The sequence below is a fragment of the Nocardia sp. NPDC050175 genome, from assembly GCF_044459885.1.
Classification (GTDB): domain Bacteria; phylum Actinomycetota; class Actinomycetes; order Mycobacteriales; family Mycobacteriaceae; genus Nocardia.
This window is the reverse complement of record NZ_JBITJI010000012.1, coordinates 1-25,714: the sequence shown is the minus strand read 5'-3', so window position 1 is coordinate 25,714 and position 25,714 is coordinate 1. Positions and strand designations below refer to the sequence as shown.

Annotated in this window: 19 protein-coding genes and 1 tRNA gene; 7 read left to right on the top strand and 13 right to left on the bottom strand. The window is 67.2% G+C overall.

The annotated features are described in order from the left end of the window. Positions 1–41: 41 nt before the first annotated feature. The 8 genes from ACIBK2_RS33280 to ACIBK2_RS33245 form a co-directional block, all read right to left on the bottom strand. Positions 42–3,503: an amino acid adenylation domain-containing protein gene (locus tag ACIBK2_RS33280; RefSeq protein WP_396973114.1), complete on the bottom strand. Its 3,462-nt coding sequence runs from the start codon at positions 3,501–3,503 to the stop codon at positions 42–44. Positions 3,504–3,631: 128 nt separating this feature from the next. Further along, positions 3,632–5,092 carry a condensation domain-containing protein gene (locus ACIBK2_RS33275; RefSeq protein WP_396973112.1) on the bottom strand — a complete coding sequence of 487 codons (1,461 nt, stop codon included), beginning with the start codon at positions 5,090–5,092 and terminating at the stop codon, positions 3,632–3,634. Between the two features lie 173 nt (positions 5,093–5,265). Further along, a complete protein-coding gene (locus ACIBK2_RS33270; RefSeq protein WP_396973110.1) occupies positions 5,266–5,517 on the bottom strand; it encodes an acyl carrier protein in 252 nt (83 codons plus the stop codon). Positions 5,518–5,653: 136 nt separating this feature from the next. Then, on the bottom strand, positions 5,654–6,967 hold the full coding sequence (locus ACIBK2_RS33265) for a lysine N(6)-hydroxylase/L-ornithine N(5)-oxygenase family protein (protein WP_396973108.1): 1,314 nt from the start codon (positions 6,965–6,967) through the stop codon (positions 5,654–5,656). Then, the gene (locus ACIBK2_RS33260; protein ID WP_396973106.1) at positions 6,960–8,501 is read right to left on the bottom strand and encodes a pyridoxal phosphate-dependent decarboxylase family protein; all 1,542 of its coding nucleotides are present in this window, start codon (positions 8,499–8,501) and stop codon (positions 6,960–6,962) included. The genes ACIBK2_RS33265 and ACIBK2_RS33260 overlap by 8 nt, the downstream gene beginning before the upstream one ends. Then, on the bottom strand, positions 8,491–11,016 hold the full coding sequence (locus ACIBK2_RS33255) for a penicillin acylase family protein (protein WP_396973104.1): 2,526 nt from the start codon (positions 11,014–11,016) through the stop codon (positions 8,491–8,493). The genes ACIBK2_RS33260 and ACIBK2_RS33255 overlap by 11 nt, the downstream gene beginning before the upstream one ends. Beyond that, entirely contained in the window at positions 11,013–12,830 is a 1,818-nt protein-coding gene (locus ACIBK2_RS33250; RefSeq protein WP_396973103.1) for an IucA/IucC family protein, read from the bottom strand. Before ACIBK2_RS33250 ends, ACIBK2_RS33255 begins: the two co-directional genes overlap by 4 nt. A gap of 12 nt (positions 12,831–12,842) precedes the next feature. Next, entirely contained in the window at positions 12,843–14,960 is a 2,118-nt protein-coding gene (locus ACIBK2_RS33245; RefSeq protein WP_396973101.1) for a GNAT family N-acetyltransferase, read from the bottom strand. A gap of 412 nt (positions 14,961–15,372) precedes the next feature. Between ACIBK2_RS33245 and ACIBK2_RS33240 the strand changes: the two genes are divergently transcribed. Together ACIBK2_RS33240 and ACIBK2_RS33235 are read left to right on the top strand one after the other, a co-directional pair. Next, positions 15,373–16,110, top strand: a complete 738-nt coding sequence (locus tag ACIBK2_RS33240; protein ID WP_396973099.1) for a DsbA family protein — start codon at positions 15,373–15,375, stop codon at positions 16,108–16,110. 109 nt (positions 16,111–16,219) lie between these two features. Then, positions 16,220–17,023: an SAM-dependent methyltransferase gene (locus ACIBK2_RS33235; RefSeq protein WP_396973097.1), complete on the top strand. Its 804-nt coding sequence runs from the start codon at positions 16,220–16,222 to the stop codon at positions 17,021–17,023. 395 nt (positions 17,024–17,418) lie between these two features. On the opposite strand, the gene ACIBK2_RS33230 is transcribed toward ACIBK2_RS33235, so the two are convergent. After that, a complete protein-coding gene (locus tag ACIBK2_RS33230; protein ID WP_396973095.1) occupies positions 17,419–18,825 on the bottom strand; it encodes a DUF222 domain-containing protein in 1,407 nt (468 codons plus the stop codon). Between the two features lie 122 nt (positions 18,826–18,947). On the opposite strand from ACIBK2_RS33230, the gene ACIBK2_RS33225 reads away from it, so the two are divergent. Further along, positions 18,948–19,020 (top strand) — tRNA-Ala (locus tag ACIBK2_RS33225). 98 nt (positions 19,021–19,118) lie between these two features. On the opposite strand, the gene ACIBK2_RS33220 is transcribed toward ACIBK2_RS33225, so the two are convergent. Together ACIBK2_RS33220 and ACIBK2_RS33215 are read right to left on the bottom strand one after the other, a co-directional pair. Further along, positions 19,119–19,286: a hypothetical protein gene (locus ACIBK2_RS33220; protein ID WP_396973093.1), complete on the bottom strand. Its 168-nt coding sequence runs from the start codon at positions 19,284–19,286 to the stop codon at positions 19,119–19,121. A gap of 37 nt (positions 19,287–19,323) precedes the next feature. Continuing rightward, positions 19,324–20,226 carry a LysR family transcriptional regulator gene (locus tag ACIBK2_RS33215; protein WP_396973091.1) on the bottom strand — a complete coding sequence of 301 codons (903 nt, stop codon included), beginning with the start codon at positions 20,224–20,226 and terminating at the stop codon, positions 19,324–19,326. A 152-nt stretch (positions 20,227–20,378) separates the two neighbouring features. Between ACIBK2_RS33215 and ACIBK2_RS33210 the strand changes: the two genes are divergently transcribed. Next, positions 20,379–20,690, top strand: a complete 312-nt coding sequence (locus ACIBK2_RS33210) for an EthD family reductase (RefSeq protein WP_396973089.1) — start codon at positions 20,379–20,381, stop codon at positions 20,688–20,690. Between the two features lie 260 nt (positions 20,691–20,950). Next, complete coding sequence (locus tag ACIBK2_RS33205) at positions 20,951–21,400, top strand: GNAT family N-acetyltransferase (protein WP_396973087.1); 450 nt, start codon at positions 20,951–20,953, stop codon at positions 21,398–21,400. A 55-nt stretch (positions 21,401–21,455) separates the two neighbouring features. On the opposite strand, the gene ACIBK2_RS33200 is transcribed toward ACIBK2_RS33205, so the two are convergent. Then, complete coding sequence (locus ACIBK2_RS33200; RefSeq protein ID WP_396973085.1) at positions 21,456–22,469, bottom strand: NADPH:quinone reductase; 1,014 nt, start codon at positions 22,467–22,469, stop codon at positions 21,456–21,458. Next, positions 22,466–23,368 carry an aldo/keto reductase gene (locus ACIBK2_RS33195; RefSeq protein ID WP_396973588.1) on the bottom strand — a complete coding sequence of 301 codons (903 nt, stop codon included), beginning with the start codon at positions 23,366–23,368 and terminating at the stop codon, positions 22,466–22,468. The genes ACIBK2_RS33200 and ACIBK2_RS33195 overlap by 4 nt, the downstream gene beginning before the upstream one ends. 152 nt (positions 23,369–23,520) lie before the next feature. Here ACIBK2_RS33195 and ACIBK2_RS33190 point away from each other — a divergent pair, with 152 nt between their 5' ends. Both ACIBK2_RS33190 and ACIBK2_RS33185 read left to right on the top strand, forming a co-directional pair. Continuing rightward, positions 23,521–24,108 (top strand): TetR family transcriptional regulator, encoded by a 588-nt coding sequence (locus tag ACIBK2_RS33190; protein WP_396973083.1) that lies wholly within the window; start codon positions 23,521–23,523, stop codon positions 24,106–24,108. Positions 24,109–24,179: 71 nt separating this feature from the next. After that, the gene (locus tag ACIBK2_RS33185) at positions 24,180–24,473 is read left to right on the top strand and encodes a hypothetical protein (protein WP_396973081.1); all 294 of its coding nucleotides are present in this window, start codon (positions 24,180–24,182) and stop codon (positions 24,471–24,473) included. Positions 24,474–25,714: the final 1,241 nt, after the last annotated feature.

Sequence of the window (25,714 nt, the reverse complement as noted above, 5' to 3'; positions counted from 1 at the left end):
GCAGCTTCGCTGATGACGGCACTGGAACGCCGCTGGCCGAATCACGCTCGCGCCGCGGCCATGACGGCCGCTGGCGCGGGAATTCCGATGACCTCCAACAAGATTCGCGCCACCTGGGTCAGCTGACCCGGCACCTGCTCGCGTTCGACGAGCCGAGCCGCGAGGCCACGCACGGTTTTCGTGCTGAACACGTCGGCGACGCCGACGCCCTCGACGGCGAGCAGGCCGCGCACGTTCGCCACGAACGTGGTGGCCAGGATGGAATTGGCGCCCGCGTCGAAGAAGTCGGTGGTCACGCCGATCTGCTCGATGCCGAGCACCTGCGCGGCGATGTAGGCGAGCGCCGCTTCCACGGCAGTCTCCGGCGCCACGTACTCGGCGGTCACGCGGCCCTCGGCCGCGCGCGCCAGCACCGCGCGGATGGCCGCACGGTCGATCTTGCCGTTGCTGGTCAGCGGCACCTGGTCCACCGCGTGGATGACGTCGGGAACCATGTACTCCGGCAGCAACTCGATCAGGGCGGCGGCCACCGTGACGGTATCGACCACCGATCCGGGCTCCGCGCGGACGACGGCCAAGCTCAGCCGTCCGGAGACGACCGCGGCCACCGCCTCACCGACCTCGGGCCGGGTCTTGGCCGCGGCCTCGACTTCGCCCAACTCGACCCGGTAGCCGCGGATCTTGACCTGGTGGTCGGCCCGGCCGAGGAAATCGATGGTGCCACCGGGCAGGTAGCGCGCGAGATCGCCGGTGCGGTACCAGCGGATGCCGTTCATCGTGACGAACCGGTCCGCGGTGCGCTCGGGATCGCCTCGGTAGCCGTCGGCGACGCCGACGCCGCCGATCCACAGCTCACCGGTCACCCAGTCGGGTGCGTCCTCGCCCCGTTCGTTGACGACGCGGCAGTGCGCGCCCGCCAGCGGACGGCCGTATGGCACGGCGGTCAACTCGGCGGGGAAATCGTCGGTGACCTCGTACACAGTGGAATGGATCGCGGTTTCGGTGGTGCCGCCGAGCCCCGCGAAGCGCAGTCCGGGGACCTGGGCCCGCGTCCGGGCGGCCAGTGCCGCGTTGACACGGTCGCCGCCGGTGATCACCACGCGCAGACTGCGCAGCTGTTCGGCGGTCGCGGAGTCGAGCAGCATCCCGATCAGGCCCGGCGCGCAGTTGAGCACCGAAACCCGATGCGCTGCTACGAGTTCCGCCCAGGAGGCAGCGTCGCGGACTGTGTCGGCATCGATGCAGACCAATGCGCCGCCGAGCGACAGCGGGCTGAAGATATCGAACACCGAAAGGTCGAACTCCAGCGCCGAGAGGCCGATGGTGCGGTCCTCGGCGTTCAGCGTGAATTCCTCGGCGATCGCGTCGATGGTGTTGGCGGCCGCGCGATGGCTGACCTCCACTCCCTTGGGCTCACCGGTGGACCCGGAGGTGAACAGTACGTAGGCGAGCGCGTCGGGAGCTGTCACCACGGCCGACTCGGCGCGCGGGCCGGTGACAGCCTGGTCGAAGACGATCCGCTCGATTCCCTCGGGTACGTCGACCGTGTCGCCGGCGACCACGGCGCGCACCCGGCCGCGCGAGAGGATACGGTCTCGACGCGCCACCGGCTGATCTGCGCCGATCGGCAGGTACGCCGCGCCCGCCGCGAGGACGCCCAGCACAGAGATCACCTGCTGATGCCCCTTGGGCACGATCACGGCGACCGTGTCTCCGGGATTCACCCCGGTGGTGGTCAGCGCGTTCGCGATCGACAGCGCCTGTTCCGCGACCGTGCCGTAGGCCAGTTCCTGGCCCAGTGACGAGACGATCGCGGCGCGCTCGGGCCGGCGGGCCGCGTGCTCGAAGAACTTGCCGTGCAGGCTGCGGGGCGTGATCGAGGCCGAGGCGGGCTCGGCGTACTCGCGAGCGCTGCGCTGCGCGGCGGGCAACGCGATCGACAGCGGTTCGTTCCAGTCCGCGCCGGGGGCGAGCAGACCGTCGAGCAGCGCTCGGAACTCGGCGAACATTGCCGCCATGACGCCGTCGGGCAGCGCGTCGCGGCGTGTGTCCCAGTTCACCAGTAGCCCGCCGCCGACCTCGGCGACCTGGGCGTCCAGGTCGACCTGCGGCCCCTGCGACAGAATCCACACCGGGTTGCCGAACAGGCGCGTCACCCGCTCGGAGAAGAGTTCACCGAGACCGAGGCCGGAGGTGAACACCAGCGACGGGGTGACCGCCGAGCCACGCAGCCTGCCCAGATCGCGCAGCACGTCGAGGCCCTCGTAGGTTGCGTGCGCGGCGCTGCTGTGCAGTTCGGATTGCAGACGGCGGGCGCGCGCCACCAGTGATTCGGTCTCGCGCGCGTCGACATCGATCAGCACGGAGTTGGTGAAGTCACCGACCAGTTGGTCGATTTCGTCGTGCACCGGTTCGCGGTCGAACAGCGGTAGGTTGAGCAGGAATCGCTGCCGGGCCGACCATCGCGCGATGACCTCGGAGAACACCGAGGCCAGGGCCACCGCCGGGGTGATGCCGTTGCCGTGCGCCGAGGCGTACAACCGTGCCTTGGCCTCGGGCTCGAGCCAGTGGTGGTATCGCACGCTACGTGCCGGATCGGGACGCCTGGCCTCGGGGATCGTGGGCAGTTCGGCGGTATCGGGCAGGCTCGGCAGCTTGTCGGTCCACCATTTCCTGGCCGCCTGGTGCTCGGCGGCCGGAACTCGGTCGCCGCGCTCGGCCAGATACCGGCGGAACGTGTAGCCGACCGGGGGCAGGGTCGAGTTCGACTCATAGGCGGCGGCGAGATCGTCGAGGATGCGCCGGTAGCTCATGGCGTCGGCGGCGAGCATGTCGACATCCAGGTGCAGCCGATGCTTGCCGCCGGGCAGCAGGGTGAGCACGAACTCGACCACCTGGCCCTTGGCCACATCGAGGAGCTGATGGCTCATCCGGTCGCGCGTGCGCTCCAGTTCGGCGTCCGCGTCGGCGACCTCGCGCAGATCCACCACCCGGAACACCGACTGCGGCGGCTGCGGCAGAATACGCTGCCGACCGGCTTCGCCGAAGGCCGCACGCAACGATTCATGCCGCGAAACCACCTGTGCGACAGCATTTTCCAGTCGCTGCGCGTCGGCACCCGCACCATCGAACTCCACGTACAGGTGCGCGGCGACACCGCCGAGCGCCTGCCCGGACTGGCGCCCTATCCAATAGGCGTGCTGCATGGTGGCCAATGCGAATTCGTCGTCCTCGGCCGCATCGGCGACCGGGGCGGACGCCGCGGCGGGTGCGGTGGGCGGCACACTTTCGGCGAGCAGGCGCGCCCACGCTTCGATCGTCGGCTCCAGCGCCAATTGCGAACTCTGCACCCGGTGACCCTGGCGACGCCAGGTGCCCGCGAGCTTCATCAACAGCATGGAGTGCAGGCCCACGCGGACCAGATCGTCACTGTCACCAAAGGAATCACCGGGAACATCCAGCAAGGCCGCGACATCAGCACGGAGCTGGTCTTTCGAAATCACGTGACTCCTTCAACGTCAACACTACTTATTAGTAAGGGTAGGCTTACCTAGCCTAACATGATGAAATCTTTCACCGGAATCGCCGAGCGTCCCTGCACGACCGCCAGGATCACCCGGCCACTGACCGGCTAGACGCCGACCGCCGACCGGATCTCATCGAACAGCTCCGCCACCGGACGATCGAGCGAGCGCGGCACGCGCGCGACGAGTTCGGCGACCACGTTCGCCGCACGGCGGGCATAGGACGTGTCGAGAACATCGGTCCGATACTCGATCTCCAAGTGCACTCGGTCGTCCTCGCTGATCTCGAACGCGAGGGAGAGCGGATAGTGCACAACACCTTTGAAGACGGTTTCGCAGCTGACGCTCGCGCCGTCGGGAACCGGAACACCGCGCAGCGGCGCGTTCCGCACCAGTACCATCACCTCGGCCACCGGGAAACGCCCGCCCGCACCGCGCAGCGCAGTGAGGATCGGCCCGTAGTCGACGGAGGAGAATTCCATCGCATCGTAGACCGTCGAAACCGCAGCGCGGAGCGCGTCTTTCGTACTCGCCGCCGGATCGATCGTGAAGCGCATGGGCACGACATTCCCGCAGTAACCGACCTGGTCCGGCGCGTCCTCCGGCTGCCGGTTGTCTGCGGGCACCAGCAGGACGTAGTCGTCCGCGCCGGTCATGGCGGCGATACTCAGCGCGGACACGACGATGAACACCGCGTTCGGGGTCGCGCCGACCGTACGGGCAACTCCGGCGAGCGCGCTGACATCGGACCGATCGATCGGGTGCGTCAGGTAGGCGCCCGACCCCTCCGTCATCGCCGACAACCAGCTCTGCTCAGGGCTGGTCTCAGGAAGCGCTCCGGACAACGGGTAGCGGATGCCCTCAGCTGCCCAAGTCTCGGTCGCGTGCCGCACCGCGCGGTCGAGCGCGGCGCCGCGGCGGGTCACGGTCCGGGGCGCGCGAGTCTCGCTCACGGCGGCTTCCGGACGAGCCACCAGACCGCCGATAATCCGCGGCAGCGCCGTCTCGTCAAAGGCGAGGTGGTGCAGCACCAGAACCATGGAAACACCGCCGTTCGGCCGCGCGTAGACGCGCGCGCGAATCGGCGGGTCCTGCCGCAGCCGAAACGGTGCTGTGGACAACACCGAGGCGGCGCCCCGGACAACCTCCGCGTATTCCTGCCCTTCGGCGGCACCGGTCTCCGGCATCGAGCCCCACTCCCAGACCTGGCCGTGCACGACCCAGCGGCCGTCCCAGCGGTTCGGCGCTCGCCGCGGTAGGCCGTCGTCGCCGTCGGCGATCACCGAGCTGAGTACTGCGGAGGCGTTGACCAGTCGCTCGAACGAGGCGATCACCGCTTCCACAGAGTAGGCGTCGTCGAATTCCAGGAAGACCCCATGGTTGTGCGAGATCGACTCCGGGTCCAGTTCGTAGATCTTCCACATCCGCCGCTCGGCGACGCCGAGATCACCGTCCGAGGGCTCCGGCCGCGTATCCTCGGCGACGGCCGCCTCCTGATCGCCCGCGATACCCGCGTCGGCCAGCCGCCGTCGCATGAGTTCCATCTGGGCGTCGGTCAATACATTCATTGTTTCTCCTAGCCGTGGGGGATGGTAGGTCGATCGCCGCCCGGCTCAGTAGTCGAACTTCGGGTCACCCGCGCACGCGGCGTTCTGGCAGAACGCCTTCCAATCGAACTTCCACAGACCGCCGTCGCGGATCAGGTAGTAGGTCGACTAGGTCGGATGTTCAGCGGCGCTGGCTACTGAGCGACGCTGCCTGCCTTCGAACGGATGAGATCTTCGAGATCGCCCACCGAAGCGGCCTCGGACATCTCCTTCTCGGTCAGCTGGACGCCGAGCCGCTCTTCGATGGCGACCACGCCGATGGCGAACGCCACCGAGTCGATGCCCAGATCCTCGACGAGCAGGGAGGACCGGGAGACTTCGGTGAGCGAGAGGTCGAGATCTTCTTCCAGGATGCTGTTGAGCGCGTCGTGGATAGGGTCGGACATCAAGTACTCCTCAGAGACGAAGCGATTGTTTACGCCGAGGCCGGGCCCCGGAAAGCGCACCACCTGGGTGCCATGTCGCCAGGTGAGGCGCGCGCGGCGCAGTCCGGGTAGGTGGGCCGACGCGCCGGAGCGTGCTCTACTCGAATACCTCCTCGTCCGTCACGCCGAAGCTGGTGAACGCCGTGTTGCGCGGTAGGCGGTACACCTCGCGGCCGAGCACGGAGTTGAGGATCTTGGCGTTGCGGACCGCGCCGATATCCAAATTCGGGGCCGAGACGCCGACGGCATGCGCCTCGGCGTTGGCCACGAAGATCCGGCCGGACAGCGCGTCGTCGGCCGCGACGGCGTGGTTCGACTCGACGACCAGGCGGCCGCGCGAGTCGCGCCGCAGCCGGTCGGCGACCGGGGCCAGGAAGTCGGTCTTGCGGTCCTTATACCCGGTGGCCGCGATGACGAGGTCCGCGATGTGCGCGATCAGCGATCCGGTGTCCAGGTGCCGTCCGCGGATGCGCAGCCGCCCGTCGGCCATGGTGTCGACGCCTTCGACCGCGACGCCGTTGCGCACCTGCACCGGTTGCGGCTTCTCCAGCAGTTGACGACGGTAGAGCAGGTCGTGCAGCCGTGCGAGCGTGTCGGCGGAGATGCCCTTGTGGAACTGCCAATGACCTGCTCGCACCCGGTCGCGGGTGTCCTCCGGCAGGCTGTGGAAGTAGTCCATGTAGGCGGGAGTGGTCATTTCCAGCGACAGCTTGGTGAAGTCCAGTGGCGCGAACCAGGGGGTGCGGGTCCACCACTGCACCGCAGGACCGCCCCGCAGGTTCGCCTCGAGCAGGTCGATGACGATCTCGGCGCCGGACTGGCCGGAACCGATCACCGTGACCGAGTCGGCCTGGTGCGCGGAGTCCTGGTGGAACAGGTACTGCGAACTGTGCACCAGCGCGGGCGAGGTGGTCGAGAGTTCCGGTGGGATAGCGGGTTCCGTGCCGACGCCGACCACGACGTGGCCCGCGTGGATCACCGAGGCGTTCCCGCCGCTGGTGACCGACACCTCGAAGTGCTGCTCGCTCTCGTCCCATCGAACTGTCTCGACGGTCGTGGCGAACCGCAACGAGGTCAGACGATCGACCGCCCACAGCAGGTAGGCCTCGTACTCGCGCCGTGTCGGGAAGAAGTCCTCGCGCACCAGGAACGGGTACAGCCGGTCGACGTCGGCCAGGTAGGCCAAGAACGACATCGGGTGCGTCGGATCGACCAGCGAGACCAGGTCGGAGAGAAAGCTGACCTGGAGCTTCGCCTCGTCGAACATGAGGCCGGGGTGCCAGCGGAACTCGTCGACGGAATCGACCACCAGCACATCGAGGTCGTCGACCGTCGAAGCCATCGCCGCGAGACCGATGTTGAACGGGCCGCACCCGATCGCCAGGATGTCGACCTTGTGGACCTCACTCATAGATCTTCACCATCTCGTCGTGATCGCTCTGCAAGCCTTCCGACTCCAATTCCAGACCGACGCGCAACAGCTCGTCGAACAGCGAATCGATATCGAGCTCACTCGATTCGGGGTTGAGCAAGGTGAGTTTCAGGCAGGTGCGCGGCTCACCGCCGCCGTGCACCCGCACCTGGGTGCGCCCGATCAGCGCCTTGCCGGAACTGATCAGGCGTCGCCGCAGTTCGGCGTTCACCTGGTCCAGGTCCAGCTCCTCGCAGCGGTAGCGGAACACCACCGTGGTCAGGGTGACCGGCGCGATCAGCTCGAGCTGCATTTCGGTGCCGATGCGGCGTTCGGCGTAGCGTGCCAGCTCGTGGCAGGTGTCGAGCATGTCGCCGAGGCCCTCGCGGCCGTAGGCCAGGAATGTCGCCGCCACCTTCAGCACGTCCGGGCGGCGGGTGGTCTGCAAGGTCTGACCGAGCAGGCCCCCGAAACCGGCCTCCACATCGTCGTCGGGGTTGAGGTACGCGACGGAGCGGCTCAGCGAGGCGAAACGCTCCCGGTCCGACAGCAGCAACACGCTGGCTGCGGCCGGCTGCCAACCGACCTTGTGCAGGTCCAGCGTCACCGAGTCGACGCGCTCGATGCCGGTCAGCAAGCCGGACAGGTTGTCGGAGAACAGCGAGCCGAAACCGTAGGCTGCGTCGACGTGGAACCAAACGTTGTGCCGCGCCGCGATATCGGCGATCTCGGGCAGCGGATCGACGGAGCCGAAATCCGTGGTACCCGCGGTCGCGACGATCGCGACGGGGGTATGACTGGCGCTGAGCTCGGTCAGCAGTTCCTCGAGGGCTTCCGGGATCATCCGGTGCTCGGAGTCGACCGGCACAGAGATCGCGGCCGCTTCACCGAGACCCAGTGCGGCGCACGCGCGGTGGATGGAGAAGTGCCCGACCCGTGAGCACAGCACCACCGGCCGGGGCAGTGCGCTTACGCCGTTCTGCCGGATATCGATGCCCTGCCGCGCCGCGCCGTAGTCGCGGGCGATCAGCAGTGCGAGCAGGTTCGAGTAGGACCCACCGGGGCCGAACACGCCACCGGCGGTTTCGGGAAAGCCCGCCAGTCGCGCCAGCGCGTTGATGGTCCACTTTTCGATGGCCAAGGTCGCCGGGCCGGAGTCATAAGTGTCCAGTGAGGCGTTGGTGGCGCTGGCCAGCGCGTCGGCGACCACCGCCACCGTCAGCGGCGGCGGCTGCAGATGCGCCGCGCTCAGCTTGTGGGTCAGGTCCAGACCGTGCCGGGCGATCAAGTCGGCCAGCTGCCCCAGCGCGGCGGCCTCGCCGACCCCACTTTCCGGGATGTGCTCGGACCCCAGCGCTTTCGCCACGGCGGCGAGCACGTCGGCGGGATCACCTGACGGCAGCGGCGACCGGTGATGATTCCCTGCGGTCGCCGCGGCCAGCAGCGCCAGTCCGCTACCAGCGGCGGCCCAGCCGTCGCCCGGATCGGCGAACCTGGATGGCCTCCCCCATGGGGAAGTGAGTTCATGTGACACGGAAAGCCCCACTACGTTTGAATTGCATCGAAAACGAACCTGTTTCGGCGAAGGTGCTCGGGTCGCGCGGACTTCCCTTGGGGCGACTTGCGCGAACACCCTGCCGTGGCCACCCCGACGTTCGGGGCTTCGTGATATGGGAATTCGGAAATGGTTCTCCTAACGTCGGGTCGCCCGAGGACCGCGGTCGATCCGTTCGCGCAAGCTGGTAGGCGGACACCGAATCGTTTTCGGCGGTGTGGACCCGGTCGAAGACCTCGTGCCGTCGAGCGGACTCGCGCAGACTTGCCCAGTCGCTGACGATGGGGATCAGCTCCCCGCGTGCCCAATGCGGTGCCTGATCCTCGAAGTTCGGCGACTGCGGATCGCCGCTGACGCCCAGCGGGACGATCCAGCGACTGGCGTCACGGTCGGCCAGATCCCAGACGTATCGGGCCGCCGATCCCAGGCTGCACGCATGCGAGAACCCGATGGCGCTCGCGTTGGCGAAGACACACTCGGCGTCGCCCCCCAGCGGCAGCCGGGTCGGCCGGACCTGTGCGGACATCTCGGGGTGCTTCGGCGACACACCGGCGAGATCCATACCGTGCAGCGGGGCGAGGACGTGGACACTGCCCCACGTCGGGACAGTGTCGAGTTCGCCGAGATGCACCGCGACTGCTTCGAGGGCCTCGCCCACCAACCGGTCGACCTCGACGCCGATACCGGGCGCGAGTCGCAGCACGGCCTCCAGTGCCGCCGCTAGCCGCGTCTCCACCACGAACCAGGGATCGAGTACGCGCGAGAACACGTGTGGCTCAGCGAGTCCGGCGAGAGCCTCGTGGCGAGCGATGGCGCGCACCAACCGGGTGCGCACCTCCGCGAAAACGTAGGCGTCGGTGCTGTCCGCCCGCATAGCGCCGTCCCAGGCGAGCAGCCTGCGGCGAACCTCCGCAGCGGCCTGGCTCAACCCGGTCAGCGAGGGCAGCAGCCCACGGATCAGCTCGGCCTGCTCGTTGGCGACGTCACCGTGGATGCGTTCGCAACCGTCGACGGACACCGCCGGATCAGCGTCCAGTAGTTCACCGATTCGCGCGGCGCGCGCCGGCGGCGCGCATTCGGTGGTGACCGGCTGCAGCGCGAGCGAATCCGGGATGCGCTGGTTGGCGATCACCGAGTAGTCGGCCACACTCGCGTCGACACCGTCGCTCACCGACGGCGTGACATAGCCCCGCCATTGATAGCGCTCGTCCCAGCCCGGCACCGGCAGCCAGTAGTTCGCGTGCGCCCGCACCGGGACCTTGCCGACGACGTGATGGGTCACTCGGCCGCTGGTGTCGGCGATGACGATCCGGTTCACCGGCTCGACCCACTGCCGCATGGCCTGCTCGACATCGCCGACAGTCTTGGCGAACAGCACATCCAGCGTGGCGTCGAAGGTGACTTCGGGATCGTTGAGCATAGGACTGCGCAGGCTCAGCGCGAACGACGCCTCCGGCCCGCCGAACAGCACCGGGCCATTGTCGGTGGTGATGATCTCGATCTCGACCGGATTACCGCCGCGCACCAGGATTTCCTCACGCCGGACACCGGCCGCCCGGCTGCCTCCCACCGATTCGGCGAACACGTCCGTACCCGACCTACTGAGCCGTTCCAGATATACGTCCTGGTAATCGGCCATCGCATTGGTGATCCCCCATGCCACCGTGCCGGAATGGCAGAAGTGCGGCACGCCTGGCACGCCCGCGAAGGAGAACCCGACAACGTCGAACTCCGGGCAGGCGAGATGGAACTGCTGGTAGACCCCGGGTAACTCCAGGAAGCGGTGCGGGTCACCAGCGATCAGCGGCGCCCCGGTCGCCGTGCGCGACGCCGCGACGCCCCACGCGTTGCTACCGGACAGGGGTTCGCCGAACGATTCGCGCGCCGCCTCGGTCCCCGGCACGACGCCCTCGGTGAACCCGCTGAGCAGGTCGGTGAGGAACGCCTCCTCGGGATAGTCGGGAACGGTCGCCGAGGTCGCGTCGACGCCCTCACAGTCGAACAGGGTCAGCGCCTGCGACCCGAGCGCGCGGGCAGCGTGCAAGCGCCACAGTTTTGTGGTGAAACGCCCGAAAAGGATGTGGTGCAGAAGGAAGATGGCGACCGGCGTCCAGGGCTGCGACGCCGTGGGACGATGCCCGAGTTCGGTCAACTCGATGGCCTCCGCGGTCTCGAGCGTGGCATTCACGCCACCGACGTAGGCCCGGATCAGCCCCTGCGAACGCGGGGACGACGCTTCGTAGATCCGGCGAGCGGCCCGGTCGAGCTGGGCGCGGCGGGCGAAGTCGTCCCAGCCGACGCCGTCCGCGCCGAAGACCTCCGCGCTGCGCCCCTCGGCCCGCAGGCGCAGGAACTCGATCTGCCAGGCGCGATCGACCCCGCACACATAACCCTGACCGAACAGCGCGCCCTCGGCCGAATCCGCAACGATGTGCGGGACGCCCTGGGCATCCCGGATGATTTCCAGGTCCGCAAGCACGGTGCGGGTGGTCACGAGACCGCCGTCTCTGCGACACGCGCCAACGCGGCCGGGGGCCGGTGGCACGCGATCGGATTCACGAGTTCGTGCTCCGCGTCGATCAGCGTCGCATACGAATCGCCGAGATTGACCATGCGCCGGTTGTTCGACAGCTGCAGACGATTCATGTGGATCGCCTTGAAAGTCGGCGCGAATAGATCCCACTTGCGGAACTTCTCGGACATATCGGGATGCTGTTCCTGGAACTCGATCACGCTGCGCGCGACGACGGTCCAGAAGGTCTCGTCCGCGACCAATCCGCTCGAATGCATGATCAACGCGAGATGGCGCAGGTAATCGTCGAACACATCCGAGAGCACGCCCATGTTTCGGATCTCGTCGGCCTCCTCGGTCACCACGCGGCGGCAGGAGTCCGGAATATCCGCCGGCGCGGCGAAAATGGACACCTCTTCGCCGATGTCCTTCAGGATGCCGCGCACGGGGACCCCGCCGTCGAGCACGAGAATCAGGTTCTCGCCGTGCGGGGAGAATTTGAACTCGTATTTGTACAGCAGGTAGATGATCGGCTGGAGGTAACAGCGCAGGTACCGCGCCAGCCATTCCGGCGCGGCCAGGCCCGACCGGCCGATGATGGCCTCGACCAGCGGCGTGCCGTGGTGGTCGACGTGCAGCAGCGCTGCCATGGTTGTCAGCTGCTCGCGCTCGTCAACCCGCGGAATCGGGCTCTCGCGCCACAGCGCCGACAGCAGCTTTCGATACTCCGACCCTGGCTCGGTGATGGTGGTGAAGCTGGTGTTGCGGTAGCCGATCGCCGCGACCTCGTACAGCATCTCGAAGCCCAGCGATTTCAAGTACGCGTCGCCGCTCACCTGGGCGCGGACCCAATCGTTGATCAGCGGTGTGGTCCGCATGTAGTCCGCGGACATGCCTCTGGTGAAGCCCATGTTGACGATCGACAGTGCCATCTTCACGTAGTGGCGGGCCGGATTCGTGATGTTGAACAGGGTCCGAATGGACTGCTGCGGCTGATATAGGTCTGGCGCTTCGCCGAGCTTCACGATCTTCTGCTCGGCAATGTCGACCGCGTAGATTCGCGCGATCTTCTGCGTCCACTGCCACGGGTGCACCGGCATGTAGTAGTACGACGCCGGGTCGAGGCCGCGGCCGGTGAGCACGGCATCGAAACGCTCGAGGGTCCGTGCACAGAGTTCGTCGCGAACCAGGCTGTCGTAGTCGACGCCGGAAACCCCTTGGAAATCGGTGTTCTCCCGCAACACCGCCACCCAGGTCAGCGGGAATCGACCACCCGATTCGGGTGCGTAGCGCTCGATGTCGTCCGCGCCGAAACCGAGGCGGCCTGCATTGGCGACGATGCAGGGGTGTCCCTCGGTCATCGTCTGCTCGATCGTCTGGAAATCCGCTTCGGCGAGTTCGGCCGCCGCGATCCGGCGCGTGTCGGGGCGATTCGTGCTGATGGCGAGGGTGTTGGTGAATTCCTCGAGGTACTCGGGCAGTGCCTCCGGGGAGATGCCGAGGGAGTTGCCCAGGTCGACGATGAGGTTGATCGAGTCGATGCGTGTTTGCACGCCGTCGCAGATCCGCACCAGCGACGACTCGTCGATGCTCCAGCTGTCCAGCGACAGGATTTCGGCGCGGAAGCGATACTCCGTGCGGCGGTCGTCGGAATAGACCACGTACAGACCGGGCGACAACTCGACGGGGCGCAGGAAACGCTCGTGGCAGAATTCGGAGAGGACCTTCTTCGCGATTCTGGTGTCATAGGTGTGCCAGAAGGCATAACTGTCGGCCGAAGCCTCGATATTATTCAAAACGCTGCCTTCTCAGAGATAAAACGTTGTATCGACGGCGGCGAGAGACCGTCCGTTGTCCGTCATGCGAATGAAATTCGCGCGGGTGCAATAGCTGAGTCGTGCCACCTTGCCTGCCACTGGATAGTCACCGGCGACCACGAATCCGACCGCGGCGTTGAGCCGCTGGACGTCCAGGTTGCGCACATCCGGCTCGACGACGACGCGCTGCGCGCCGAGCTCGAAGAACGCGGTCTGCATGATGTGCAGCATCACGTTTCCGGTGAACGCGGGCAGCCGGCGATCGGTGCTGGCGACCAGCAGATGCATACCGATGTCGCCTGGCTCGTGCGAATACCCGGTGCCGGGCTTGGCAAGTTCGCTCGTCACGGGGTTGTACAGTTCGAAAAGGAACTGTGGTTCGCCTTCGAAGTCGCCGATGCGCATGCCGAAACGCGAATCGGGGTCGGTGCCGGCCTCTCGAATCAGTTCCACCACATCGGCCAGGCTGCTGTTGAGCATGCCCCAGTACGCCGACTTCGGGTGGTTGAGCCAGCGATGCGCGATCACGGCATCGCCCTCGATGTCGATCGGCCGGGACTCGAAGTGGTACTCCGGCGCCGACATTCTGCCCGGAACAGGAGCGAGACTGTCCCACTCGCCTGCGATCAGCAGATCCAGCAGTCCCACGTAGTAGTCGAACATCGACCGCGCCGTGACCGGGGCCAACTCCGGGGTGCGCACACCCCAATTGACCAGTAGACCACCGGAGACCTCGACAACCTTCGCGTCGAGCAGCATCTGCGGGCCGTGCGAGACGATCCAGGACGGCTCACCGAGCACCTCGGCCGCGACCGGCGAGAACAACTCGCCGAGCCCGAGCGCGCTGGTGAACACCACGGGCGACACCACCTGCTCACCGAGTTCGCGCAGCACGTCCAGGCCACCGGCCGTGCCGCGTCCGGCCGCCTCGTGCATCGCCACCTGCATACTGCGGGCGCGCTGGACCAGCGACTGTTCTTCAGCGAGATCGACGTCGACGACGATCGTGGAGGTGAACGCGCCGACCACCGCGGCGACGTCGGAATGCACCACGTCACGATCGAACAGCGGCACCGTCAGCCGGAATCGGTTGCTGGCCGACAATGCGCCCACCGCCTCGGCGAACATGGCCGCCATGGCTGCCGCGGGCGTCACCCCTCGCCTGCGGGCGCCCTCTTCGAGCCGTTGCTGGTCGGCGGTGTCGATCAAGTGGTGCAGGCGCAACGTCGAGGGCGCCACGTCACCACCGGCCGTGTTGACGGGGAGTTCGGGCGGGCCGGGCAGGTCGGCGATCCGGGCCTTCCACCAGGCGACGTCGGATTCCCGCGCGCGTCGCCGAGCCGACAGCGCCGGGAAGGTGACATCCAGCTCGGGCAGGTCCTCACCCAGGTACAGCCGCGCCAGGTCATCCACGATCACCCGGTAACTCATCGCGTCGGCGGCGATCATGTCCACGGCGAGATGTACCCGTCGGCGACCTTCTGGCAACAGCGTCAGTTCCGCGCGCAACACCGCGCCTTCCTCGATCGGCATCTCATGGCGCGTGCCGTGCTGCCGACGATGTTCCATGATCTGCGCGACCGACGTCGCCGACTCCTGGCGTAGATCGTGCACGGCGACCGCGTCTGCGTGGGCGGCGCCGATGACCTGGGTGCCGTCGTGCAGTGGGCGGACGCGAAGCATCGGGTGCCGCTCCAGCAACATCCACACCGCGGCACGGAAACGTCCCGGATCCAGTGCTGGACCGTCGAACTCGACGTACAGGTGTGCGCCGCCCAGCGCGCTGTCGCGTGAACGTCCGGTCCAGTACGCGTGCTGCGTCGTCGCCAGCGGGAACGCGGCGGCCACATCGGGCTCATCGAAATCTGAAGTGACGGAATTACTTTCGGCAATCCGACAATCTCCGAGCAGTGCCGCCCACGCATCGATTGTCGACTCGGCCGACAAACGCGCCAGGTCGATGTCGTAACCGAGTCGGCGCCACCGGCCGACCAGCCGCATCATGCGAAGGGAATCCAGGCCCTGCTCGATGAGGTCGACGCCGGGGTCGACCGCACCGGGCAAGATCCCGAGTACCGAACTGATTTCCGCCCGGAGATCGATCTCCATACTCACCCCTGGACTCGCAACCACCATCAGAACGCCTCTCGCAGATCAGGACCGCCACCCGGTTAGTGCACCCTAAAAAATTAGGGTGCACTAACTAGCCATCCGAGCATAGCCACCTGCGACTCCAGGGCAAGCGCGCTGGCGTGTGACAAATAGCTGCCGCTCTGAAGTCGACCCACAGGTAAGCTTAGGCTATACTAATGAACCACTCGCGCGGGTCGACTTCATGGCGAGGGCGGGAAATGCGAAACGGGACACGCGCCGCTCGTGCGGCCCGGCCGATGCACGCGCCGGCCCGAACCCGGCCAGCGACTGGTTGACGGCCGCGTGACGGGTGAACCCGGTGTGCGGAGTCTCGCAGCGGATGGGGGTTGGCGGCGGGGGTGTTGGTTGGTTGCGGCAGAGTGTTGGGGTGAGCGAATCGCGTTCGAACTACACCCCGCGGCCCATGTCCAGCAAGACCACGTATGCGTTGGGCGCCGTTGCGCTCGCGTTGATCGCGGTGATCGTTATCGTGGCGGTCCGCAGCGGGCATGACGAGGCGAGTGTGCGCAACGACGGGTACGGGTCCGCGCACGATCCCGGTGTGCACGTGATGCTGGAGCCGGATGGTTCGATTCTGCTCGGCAGGCCCGGTGCGCCGAAGACGGTCGATATCTTCGAGGATCCGATCTGCCCCGGCTGCGGCAACATGGAACGCATCTACGGTCAGGAGATCGCGCAGCAGATCGATGAGGGCAAGCTGGCGGTGCGCTACCGGCTGGTGAACTTCCTCGATCCCCGCTCACGCAGCAAGGACTATTCGTCGCGCGCGGTGGCCGCCAATCAGTGTGTCGCAGAGGGTGGTTCGGGCCCGGTGTACTCGAAGTTCCACACCGAACTGTTCACCACCAAGCGCCCGAGCGAGGGCGGCGCCGACCTCAGCAATGACGAACTCGCCGCGCAGGCCAGGGTCGCGGGCGCGCCGGAGTCGGTGCTGCAGTGCATCTCCACCGGCGCCAAGGTCGACGCGGCACGCACCAGCGCGACCGCGACGACCGATGCCCTCGGCGCGGCCCTCGGCGGCTCTGCGGCAACGCCCGCCGTGTTCGACGGCAAGACGAAGATCGAGGTGAACAACGAGGACTGGGTGGTCGCCCTTACCCGCTGATGACGACTTGACACGGATCGAGCAAATGCGCCGCGCGACATCGACTTGCGTGGCTAGGCTTTTTCGAAAGCGGTCAAGTGTCCGAGTATCGCGCGTAAAGGGATGAACGATGACGAATTCCGATTCGGCCCCAGTCGAGTTCGACGTATCGAAGCCGAGTATCTCGAGAGTCTACGATGCGCTACTCGGTGGTAAGGACTATTACCCGTCCGACGAAGTCGTGCTCGATCACCTGCGGGAAACCATGCCCGAGGTCGATGAGCTGGCCAAACTGAATCGGGCGGTGCTCGGCCGCGGGGTCAAGTATCTCGCAGGCGAAGCGGGAATGAAGCAGTACCTCGACCTTGGTGCAGGTCTGCCCACCATGGAGAACACCCACCAGGTCGCACAAGCGCTGCAGCCGGATTCCAAGGTCGTCTACGTCGACAAGGATCCGATCGTGTTGGCGCACGGGCGAGCGTTGCTTGGCGAGAACGGTCAGACGCGCGTCATCACCGCCGATCTGCGCGACCCCGCCGCGGTGCTGGCCCATCCGGACGTGCAGAAGATGATCGACTTCTCCGAACCGGTGGCCGTCATGCTCGTCGGCATGCTGCATCACCTGCACGACGACGAGGATCCCGAGGGCGTGGTCGACGGGTACCTGGATGCCGTGCCGGTGGGCAGCCACCTGTTCATCACGCACTTCCTCGACACGGGCGACGAATCGCGCGCGTTGGAGAAGTCGTTCCTCGACTTCCTCGGTACCGGGCGGTTCCGCACCCGCGACGAGATCATCCGTTTGTTCCGCGGCTGCGAACTGGTCGAGCCCGGCCTGGTGCCGCTGTCGTACTGGCGACCGGACAAGATCGTGCGCGACAAGCTGACGCTCGTCGAGGAGATCATCGTCGGCGGGATCGCCATCAAGTCCTGAGCGTGGGTGGGGGCCGGGCCGGACACACCACCCTGCCGCGGCCCGGCCCCGCTCGACGTGGGCGATCCGACTCCAGGAGTTCCCCGGGACCGCGGGCGCCGAGCATTCGGTTGGTTCGGGGGCCGAGCCAACGAACCCGTCGCGGACTCGGCCCGCTCGGCGGGATACCCGGCTTCCCCAGTCAGCCGGATCGCCGAGCATTCGGTTGGTCGCAGGGCGGTCGCGTTCGATGGTCCGGACGTCCCCTTGGCATCGAGTCGGTTGGTTCGTGGGCCGAGCCGCCGGCTCCACCAGTCGGCGGCTCGGCCCGTTCGACGGCGCGGTCCTGCTTCCCCAGTCGGCCGGGACCGCTGCGCGTCGAGTTTTCAGGTGGTCAGTGGGTTCTCTTCGGCGGTTCACCGCATCGTGCTGATCGCGGGAGTTGTTGCGTCGTCGGGGATTTCGTCCTCGGGAGCGACTCGGCACAGTTGGCGGTGGACCAGGACGTGGCCGCGGAAGGGGTAGGCGAGGTCGTCGGGGAGGTTGCTCTCGGGTGTCTGGGGTGGGGTGTCGGTCGGGCCGATCGGTACGTCGATGTCCTTGTGCGGGAAGAGGTATCGGGCCCCTTCGCGGGAGGTGGTGTGCACCTCGCCGGTCGGTGCGGTCCACTGCAACCGATCCGGGTCGGCCAACCAAGTTTCCCACGGCACTTTCTTGTTGTCTGCCAACGTTTTCAAGCGATGGTGACGCGCGCACAGCGCCGTCGCGGTCGCGTCGTCGAGTGACCGATCCAGTTCTGCTTCGGCCGCGGGAATCGTGCACCCCGGGAACCGGCACATCCCGTCCAGCGCTTGGAGTTCCCGATCCAGGCGTGGTGCATGTGCGCCCGATTCATCGTCCGACTGTTCCGGAATCACTTGGAACCGGGCATGTTCGGCGAGGATCCGGGCCAGCGCCGCATCGATCGGTCCGTACCCGGCCAGAAACGCGGGTGCGTCCCGCATCTCGAGCAACGTGTCCGCCGGAATCCCGATCTGGATCAACGGCCGCCGCGGCGGGTCGCCCACCACATCCCCCTTCGGACATCGCACACCGCGCCCACACGCGCACCGCAACTGCCCCGACCCGTCGGCCAACGCCACCAGCGCGTCGGCCCGCCGCTGCGGCATCGTCCGCGGATCCGACGCGCACACCTGCAAACTCATCTCCCGCAGTCGCATGGCCACCGTCTGCGCGCCGGGCGCGGGCAGCAGCCCGTCGAACACCGCCATGCTGTCCTGCACCGCCCGAATCCGGACGTCCCGATCATCCTGGCGCCGCTCCCGCCGCCGTTGCGCCCCACCGGGATCCAGCCGCGCCGCCCACCGCCGTGCCGTCTGTCGCAGCCGCACCGGCGTGGTCCGCTCCGCCGTCGCCAACAACCTCGGCTCCAACTCGCCGAGCACGTCCCTGGCCACCGCACGCGTGTTATCGATGATCACCCGCACCTTCGCCAGGTCGATCCGCCCCGCCGCGAACTCCGCCCGCGTGCGCGGCAACCAATCCTCCAGCGCCAACCCGATATCGATCATCGCCGCCGCAGACCCCTCATCGACCTGCAACGCCACCGCCGCCTCGGTAGCCGCGAACTCCCCGGCCCGCACCCCACCCGGCCCCGGCTCCGCATTCCCCGCCCGATGCCGCCGATACAACTCCCGTACCGCGAACACCTCCGCCGCCTGCGCCGCCGCCGACGCCCCATGCGCAGTCCGAAGGGCGTCGATCAGCCCCTCATCGCTCATGGCCTGAAAGTCCAGCACCGAGAGATCGTTTCCTTCGAACATGCGTTCGAGTCTACGACTGCCGGCCCCACACCGCCACCCCCGATTCAACGCGATTTGGCCGCCGCCATACCCGTGGTGTAACTTCGTTCAGGCAGTCAGGGAAACCTGAAAGCAACCCACTCGGGGCTATGGCGCAGCTGGTAGCGCACCACACTGGCAGTGTGGGGGTCAGGGGTTCGAGTCCCCTTAGCTCCACCCTTTACCCAAGTCAGGCCCGGCAATGCCGGGCCCGACTTGTTTATTATGGGCGATCCCCCATGGTTTCCCCCATCCTTCGATCCCCATGTTTCGCGCTAGCGGAGCTTGTCGAGGGCGGCTGTGGAGTCGGGCGCTTGCCGTGGCCGGTCGAGGTAGCGGTCGGTGATGTCGGCACCGGTACTGATCAGCGCGCGGCCACCTTGGCGGCTGGCCTGTTCGGTTCCGTACTCCTCCGCGACTGCGGTCAGATTCGTCCGGCGCATCGTCCACGCATACTCCGGGGGATAGACCTGCTGCGCGTCAGTCCGGCAGCCAGTGCAGTTCGTGTGCCAGGGTTTTGGCGACGGTACGGACACGGCGGTGTAGTGGTGACTGCACGCGCGGGAGGACCAGGTGGATCGTCAAGGTGGGTGCGCCCTGCAGCGGTCGCCACGTGAGGCCGGCCGGTGCGGCCGTGAGCGCGGTTTCACCGGCCGGGGCGAGGGTGAGCCCGTCGCGTAGGTCGCGCTGAGACATGTCGAAAGAGACTGCGGGCGTGTGGAATCGGGGGTTCGGCCGGGTGTCGCGGAACAGTGCGGACAGCTGATCGTGGATCACGGGGTTGGCCGTACGGTCGGGGAGTCGCAGCGGATACGCGGCCGCATCGGCGATCTCGATCTCCGGGTGTTCGGCCAGCGGATGATGCTGTGCCAGTTGGACCCCGACGCGCACACGCCGCAGCAGGAACCGGCGCACGCCACGACCCGGCTGTTCACCGCGGGTGATCCCCGCATCGATGCGGCCGTCGGCGACCGCGGGGGAGATCTCCGGTGTCGCCATCGGGACGGCGCCGACCTCGAGTCCGGGGCTGCTGCGAATGAGCCTGTCCACCAGGGCCGGTGCCGTCTCGGCCCCCGTGCTGAGGCTGTATCCGATGCGGAGCGTGCCCAGTTCACCGGCCCCCGCATTCCGGGTGGTGTCCCATGCCCGGTCCAGCGCCGCCAGCGCGGGCGGCGCGGACTCCGCCAAAGCCGCACCGGCCGTGGTCAATACGACGTTACGCGTGTTACGAACCAGCAGGCTCGTACCGAGTTCCGCCTCCAATCGGCGCATCCGGGCACTGAGTGCGGGCTGCGCGATACCGATCCGTGCGGCCGCGCGGGTGAAGTTCAACTCCTGCGCCAGCACCAGGAAGTACCGCAGGCTCACCGTATCCGGCGCCACATGCCCTCCCGGTCGATTGATAACGATCCGTTCTGAGTCTATCCCGTCCCGGTCTTTCCCTCGACCACACATCAAGCCCTAACCTGCGCATATGACGATTCAAGCGACCGCGGTACCGGACACCGCACGCACACACGATGCAGGAGGCAGTCATGCATAAGCTGGTGGTCCTGTATCCCGAGCCCGCCGACCCTGATCACTTCCGCGACTACTACGTGACCAACCACCTTCCACTGGTCATGAATTGGCCCGGCTTGCTTGCGTGGCGGTACAGCTTCGACGTTGCGGCGACCAAGGGAGAAACGCCGTATTTCGCGGTCTTCGAAGCCGACTTCGCTGACGCCGCCGCCATGGCCGCGGCACAGGCGTCGCCGCAAGGCCAGCGCGTGTCCGCCGATGTCGTCAACTACGCCACCGGCGGTGCGGTCGTCATCCACTATCCGGTGCAGGACAGCATCGGCTGAGGCGCGACGGGACGCGTTCGGTACGAACGATTTGGTGTTGCTGCCGATCCGGACATACCCGCGGTCGGGAAATCGTGCGCCGGTGGCGACCACCGCGTCCAACTCCCGTCGGATCGCGACCCGACCCGCTTCCGCCTGCGAATCCCGCGACGGCACAGTCGAATCCGCACCGCACGCCGTGACAGCACACGATCTGCGTTCGGCCAACTACCTAGCAAATCCCGTCGCCGTCGCTGGTGTCGATCACCTAATGTGCGTCTGTGCTCAGCGACATCTCGATCCGCAGATACCAAGCGAGTGACGAGGACAGGGTGATCGACGTGTGGTCGCGTGCCGTGCGGCGTGCTCACCCGTTCATCCCCGGCGAGGGCGATGGCGAGCGCGCCCGCACAATGCGCGAGGTCTACCTCATCCACGCCGAGAATTGGGTCGCTGAGCAGGACGACGTCATCGTCGGGCTACTCGGCATGCTCGGCTCGGAAATCGGCGGGCTGTTCGTCGCCCCCGAAGCACAGGGCCAGGGCATTGGCCGGCTGCTGGTCGAACACGCTGTCGCCATGCACGGCGACCTGACCCTCGAGGTGTACGAGCGCAATACCTCGGCCCGCGCGGTCTACGACCGACTCGGTTTCACCGTGACCGACCGCCGCAGCGACGAGGAGACCGGACACTGTCTCCTCGCCATGCACCGAATCGCCGTCAGCGACTGATCCTCCACCGGTCTACGCGTCCGGTCTCGAGTCTGACGAGCGGGCCGGAGGACCGTCACGACATAACGTCGACCAGGACCTTGCCGACCGAGCGGCCCTCGACTGCCCGGTGGGCATCGGCGGTGCGGTGGAGCGGAAACCGGAGCAGGGGCAGGCCGTGCTCCTCACCGACCGGCAGGGCGCCGTCCCGGGCGGCGGCGGCGACGTCTGCGACCGCCGCGGCGCGGACATCAGGACCGGCGGTGTAGAGCACCACGAACTGCATGCGGGTGTTGCGCACCATGTGCTGCCCCACGTTCAACTCGACCGGATGACCACCGTCGTTGGCGTAGGTCGAGATCGTGCCGCGCGGCCGCAGCACGGCCAGATCCAGGGCGAGGTTCGCGCCGAGCGCCACCTCGGCGACGATGTCCACGCCTGCCGGGGCGATCGCGCGGATCTCGGCGGCCGGGTCACCCTCGCGGTAGTTGACCACGTGGTGGGCGCCGGCGGCGGTGGCCAGCCGAGCCTTCTCCGGGCTGCTGACTGTGCTGATCACGGTGGCACCGGCCCAGCGGGCGAGCTGGATCACCGCATGCCCGACCGCCCCGGCCCCGCCCGCAGCGAGTACCACTTTGTCCGCCAGCGCGCCGGGCCGAAGCCGGCGCGGCCCGTCCTCGGCGACGGTGAGTGCGCGTTGCGCGGTGAGTGCGGGAACACCGAGGGCAGCGCCGACGTCGAAACCGGCCTCGTCTGGCAGCGGCACGGCCTGCCCGGCCGGCACGACGGTGAACTCTGCGGCGGTGCCGGTGGGCCGTCCCGCAGCGGCCATGAACAACCACACCCGCTGGCCGACCCGACTCTGATCGACCCCGTCGCCGACGGCATCGATCACACCTGCGCCGTCCAGGTGCGGCGTGATCTCCGGGAACGCCATGGTCTGGGCGGCGCGGGCCTGCGAGTCGGTGGGGTTGACCCCGGACACGGCCACCCGGACGCGGACCTCGCCGGGAGCAGGCATGGGCGGTTCGCGGTCGACCAGTTGGAGCACGTCGGGACCGCCGTTGTCGCGGTAGACGACGGCCTTCATGACGCCGCGCCGATCACGACGTTGTTGGAGCGGGACTCGACGGCGTCGAGAGTGGCCAGCGTGTCCGCGTCGAAGGTGATCTCGCCGACCGCCATGTTGGCCGCCAGGTGGGTGGGGTCGCCGGTGCCGGGGATGAGCAGGATATTCGGCGCGTGGTGCAGCAGCCAGGCCAGGCCGACCTGCGACGGGGTCACGTTCAGGGACTTGGCCACGGTGTGCACGGCCGGTTCGTCGGTGACCTTGGGCAGGCTCGGGAATCCTCCGCCGAGCGGGAAGAACGGCACCCACGCGATGCCCTCGGCTGTGCACAGCCGCAACGTGTCCTCGTCGTCGCGGGAGGCGAGGCTGTAGGCGTTCTGCACGCAGACGATGCCGGCCGGCAGGGCGCGGCGCAGGACATCGCGGGTGACGCTGCTCAGGCCGATCGCGCCGATCTTGCCCTCGTCACGCAGGGCGATCATGGTCGCCAGCTGGTCGTCGAGGTCGACCACTTGGTCGCCCTCGGGGCGCAATCCGGGACCGGTGTCCAAGCGTCGGAGGTTGACCGCGGAGAGCTGGTCGACGCCGAGACTGCGCAGGTTGTCCTCGACGCCGGCCCGCAGCTGTTCGGGGCGCTGCGCGATCCGCAGCGGCACCGGCCCGCCCGGGTTGGGTTCAGCGCCGACCTTGCTGACGACCAGCACGTCGTCCTCGGGGCGCAGGGCTGCACGGATGACTGCGTTGGCGAAGCCGAAGCCGTAGAACTCGGCGGTGTCGACGTGGTTCACGCCGAGCTCGACGGCATGCCGTAGCAGGGCGACGGCCTCGTCGTGGCGGTCGTGCAGCCGCGGGAGTTGGGCCGCGCCGTAGCCGATCCGGGACACGGAGCGGCCTGCAAGGGAAGCGGTGGAGGTGTTGATGACGAGTCTCCTTGGTCGGTGATACCGATACCTTATAGAATTGTGCTGACAGATTTCAATAGTTGTCAGTCAGATGACAAGGTTTGACCGCTGACTCGGTGGCGACATAGGTTCACGAGGCCGATGACGTGACTAACAGGCAAGGAGGCGCGATGCGCGGGGAGCCGCTCGACGCGGAGACGATCGTGTCGGCCACCGAGGACATCCTTCGCCGGCACGGTCCGGACAAGACGACGGTGCTCGACGTCGCACGGCAGCTGGGCGTGAGTCACGGCAGCGTGTACCGGCACTTCGCGTCCAAGGCCGCGCTCCGCGAGGCCGTGATCCGGCGCTGGCTCGACCAGGTGCGGAACGAACTCACCGCCGCGGCGCACAACTCCGAACTGCCCTCGGCCGAGCGGTTGCGCGCATTGCTCACCACCATGTTCGCCATCAAATGGGCGAAAGCCAGGGAGGACCCGGAACTGTTCGCCACCTTCCGAGTGCTGGCAGCCGAGCACAGCACCGTGTCAGCCGGCCATGTCGACTTCCTGCTCGCCCAGGTCCGCGACATCATCATCGACGGTGTCGCCACCGGCGACTTCACCACTGACGAGCCGGAAATGATCGCACAGGCCGTCTTGAACGCGACGAGCCGCTTCCACGACCCGACACACGCCGCGGAATGGCACTCCCCCGAGACCGAAGCAGACTCCGCGGCGGTCGTCTCGCTCATCCTCGACGGCCTCCGGGCCCGATGATCGACCCGGATGATCTCTGACGAGAAACGACCGTGACCTCTGCGGCGGGCCGGGTGGCTCGGGTAATAAGAATGGGTACGTGTCGGAACAGGTCCAGGTCGGCGCTCCTCGCGCGCGCAACCGCTGGGGGGGAGGGCGAGCGGCTGCGCGGGGAGATCCTCGCCGCGGCCAGCCGGTTGCTGTCCGAGCTCGACGGCGAGGACGGGCTGACCATCCGTGGCGTCGCCCGCGCCGACCAAGACAACCGGCTCGCCCGTTGCCGGCAAATGCGACGGTACGCGGACGCCATGGCTGCGGCGCCGACACCGTTGTCCCATGTGGGAATGCCTGAACTGGCTCCACAACAGCCGAACCCGTCCGGTTGAGCGGCAATAACGCGGTGTTTGGTTGGGGTCATGGGTTGGGTGTCGATTCGTTCGATCTGCCAGCGGGGGTGGTGTGACTCCGGTGTGGTGCAGGGTTGGTGGGGAGCAGGCTCGAGGCCGAGTCCCGAAGTGGTGGTGACTGTTTCGCTCTGCGGACACCTGTGAGCACCTCGCTGTAACGGCACGCGAGGACCCCCGATGGTCGAGGCATGCACACCAAAAGGTCTGTTCTATGTCGTACCGTCGGAACCCTCATCGCAGTTGCCGCGGTGGGCTCCGCGTCCGCGGCGTGCGGTGGGGAATCGAACGGTCCGTCGGCAGCGAGCTCCACGACACCCTCGGCAATCCCAACCTCCGCCTCCACCACCACGTCTCCGCCGGCGCCTGCGGATACCGGAAGCCCCGCACCGCCCCAGCAGCCGGCACCGGCCCCACCCGTCAAATCGACCAGTCCGGCGAAGCCGCCCCAGGCTACGGCCTCACCGGCTCCCGCAACCGGCATAGTCGACGGTGCGCCGTGCACCGCATTTCAACAGTTCGGCAAGCGCGCCGACGGCACACTGCTGGTTTGTCTCGGCATTGCACCCGGGCGCTATTACTGGCGGGACGTCCCACAGCTCGTTCCCGAGATCGTGACTATCGGTGAGCCGTGCTCGTACCCGGAAACATTCCTTGGACGGACCGTCGACAACAGAGCCGCGGTCTGCGTCAATACCGGCAAGAGCCAAGTATGGAAGCTGTGGGCTCATGACTAGACGCTGCCGCACACCCGTGCGCGACCGCTGACCGGCGGTGCGGGTCTGGCTCATCGGGCGATGGCAGGGGTGATTGCTTGATGATGTGAGCGCGCTCACCGGTAACCGCGATGGGCAAGATGTCGGGCCTCTGGCCTGCGAATTCTCGCGCTGCGCAGGCGATTTGACGTAGCGTTCGCCGCCGCGTAACTTATTCCAGGTCAGAGCGACACGGACACCGACCCGGAGCCGAGAAGTCCAGCAGAAACGCTGAGCGGATGGACCGGGAAACGAGGTAGTACGAGGAGCGCCTGAATCACACTAGCTCTCTCGGAGACAGAATTTGTTTCTTAGCCGAGCTAAGCTGTATAGTTGCCTCACCGATCAAGCGGATTAAGTCCGTGCGATGGTGTGTGCGTGTGTTCTTTGAGAACTCAATAGTGTGTCGATGAATGTCAGTGCCAATTATTTAATTGGTTCCGGCCTCTCATACCCCCCGGTTGACGA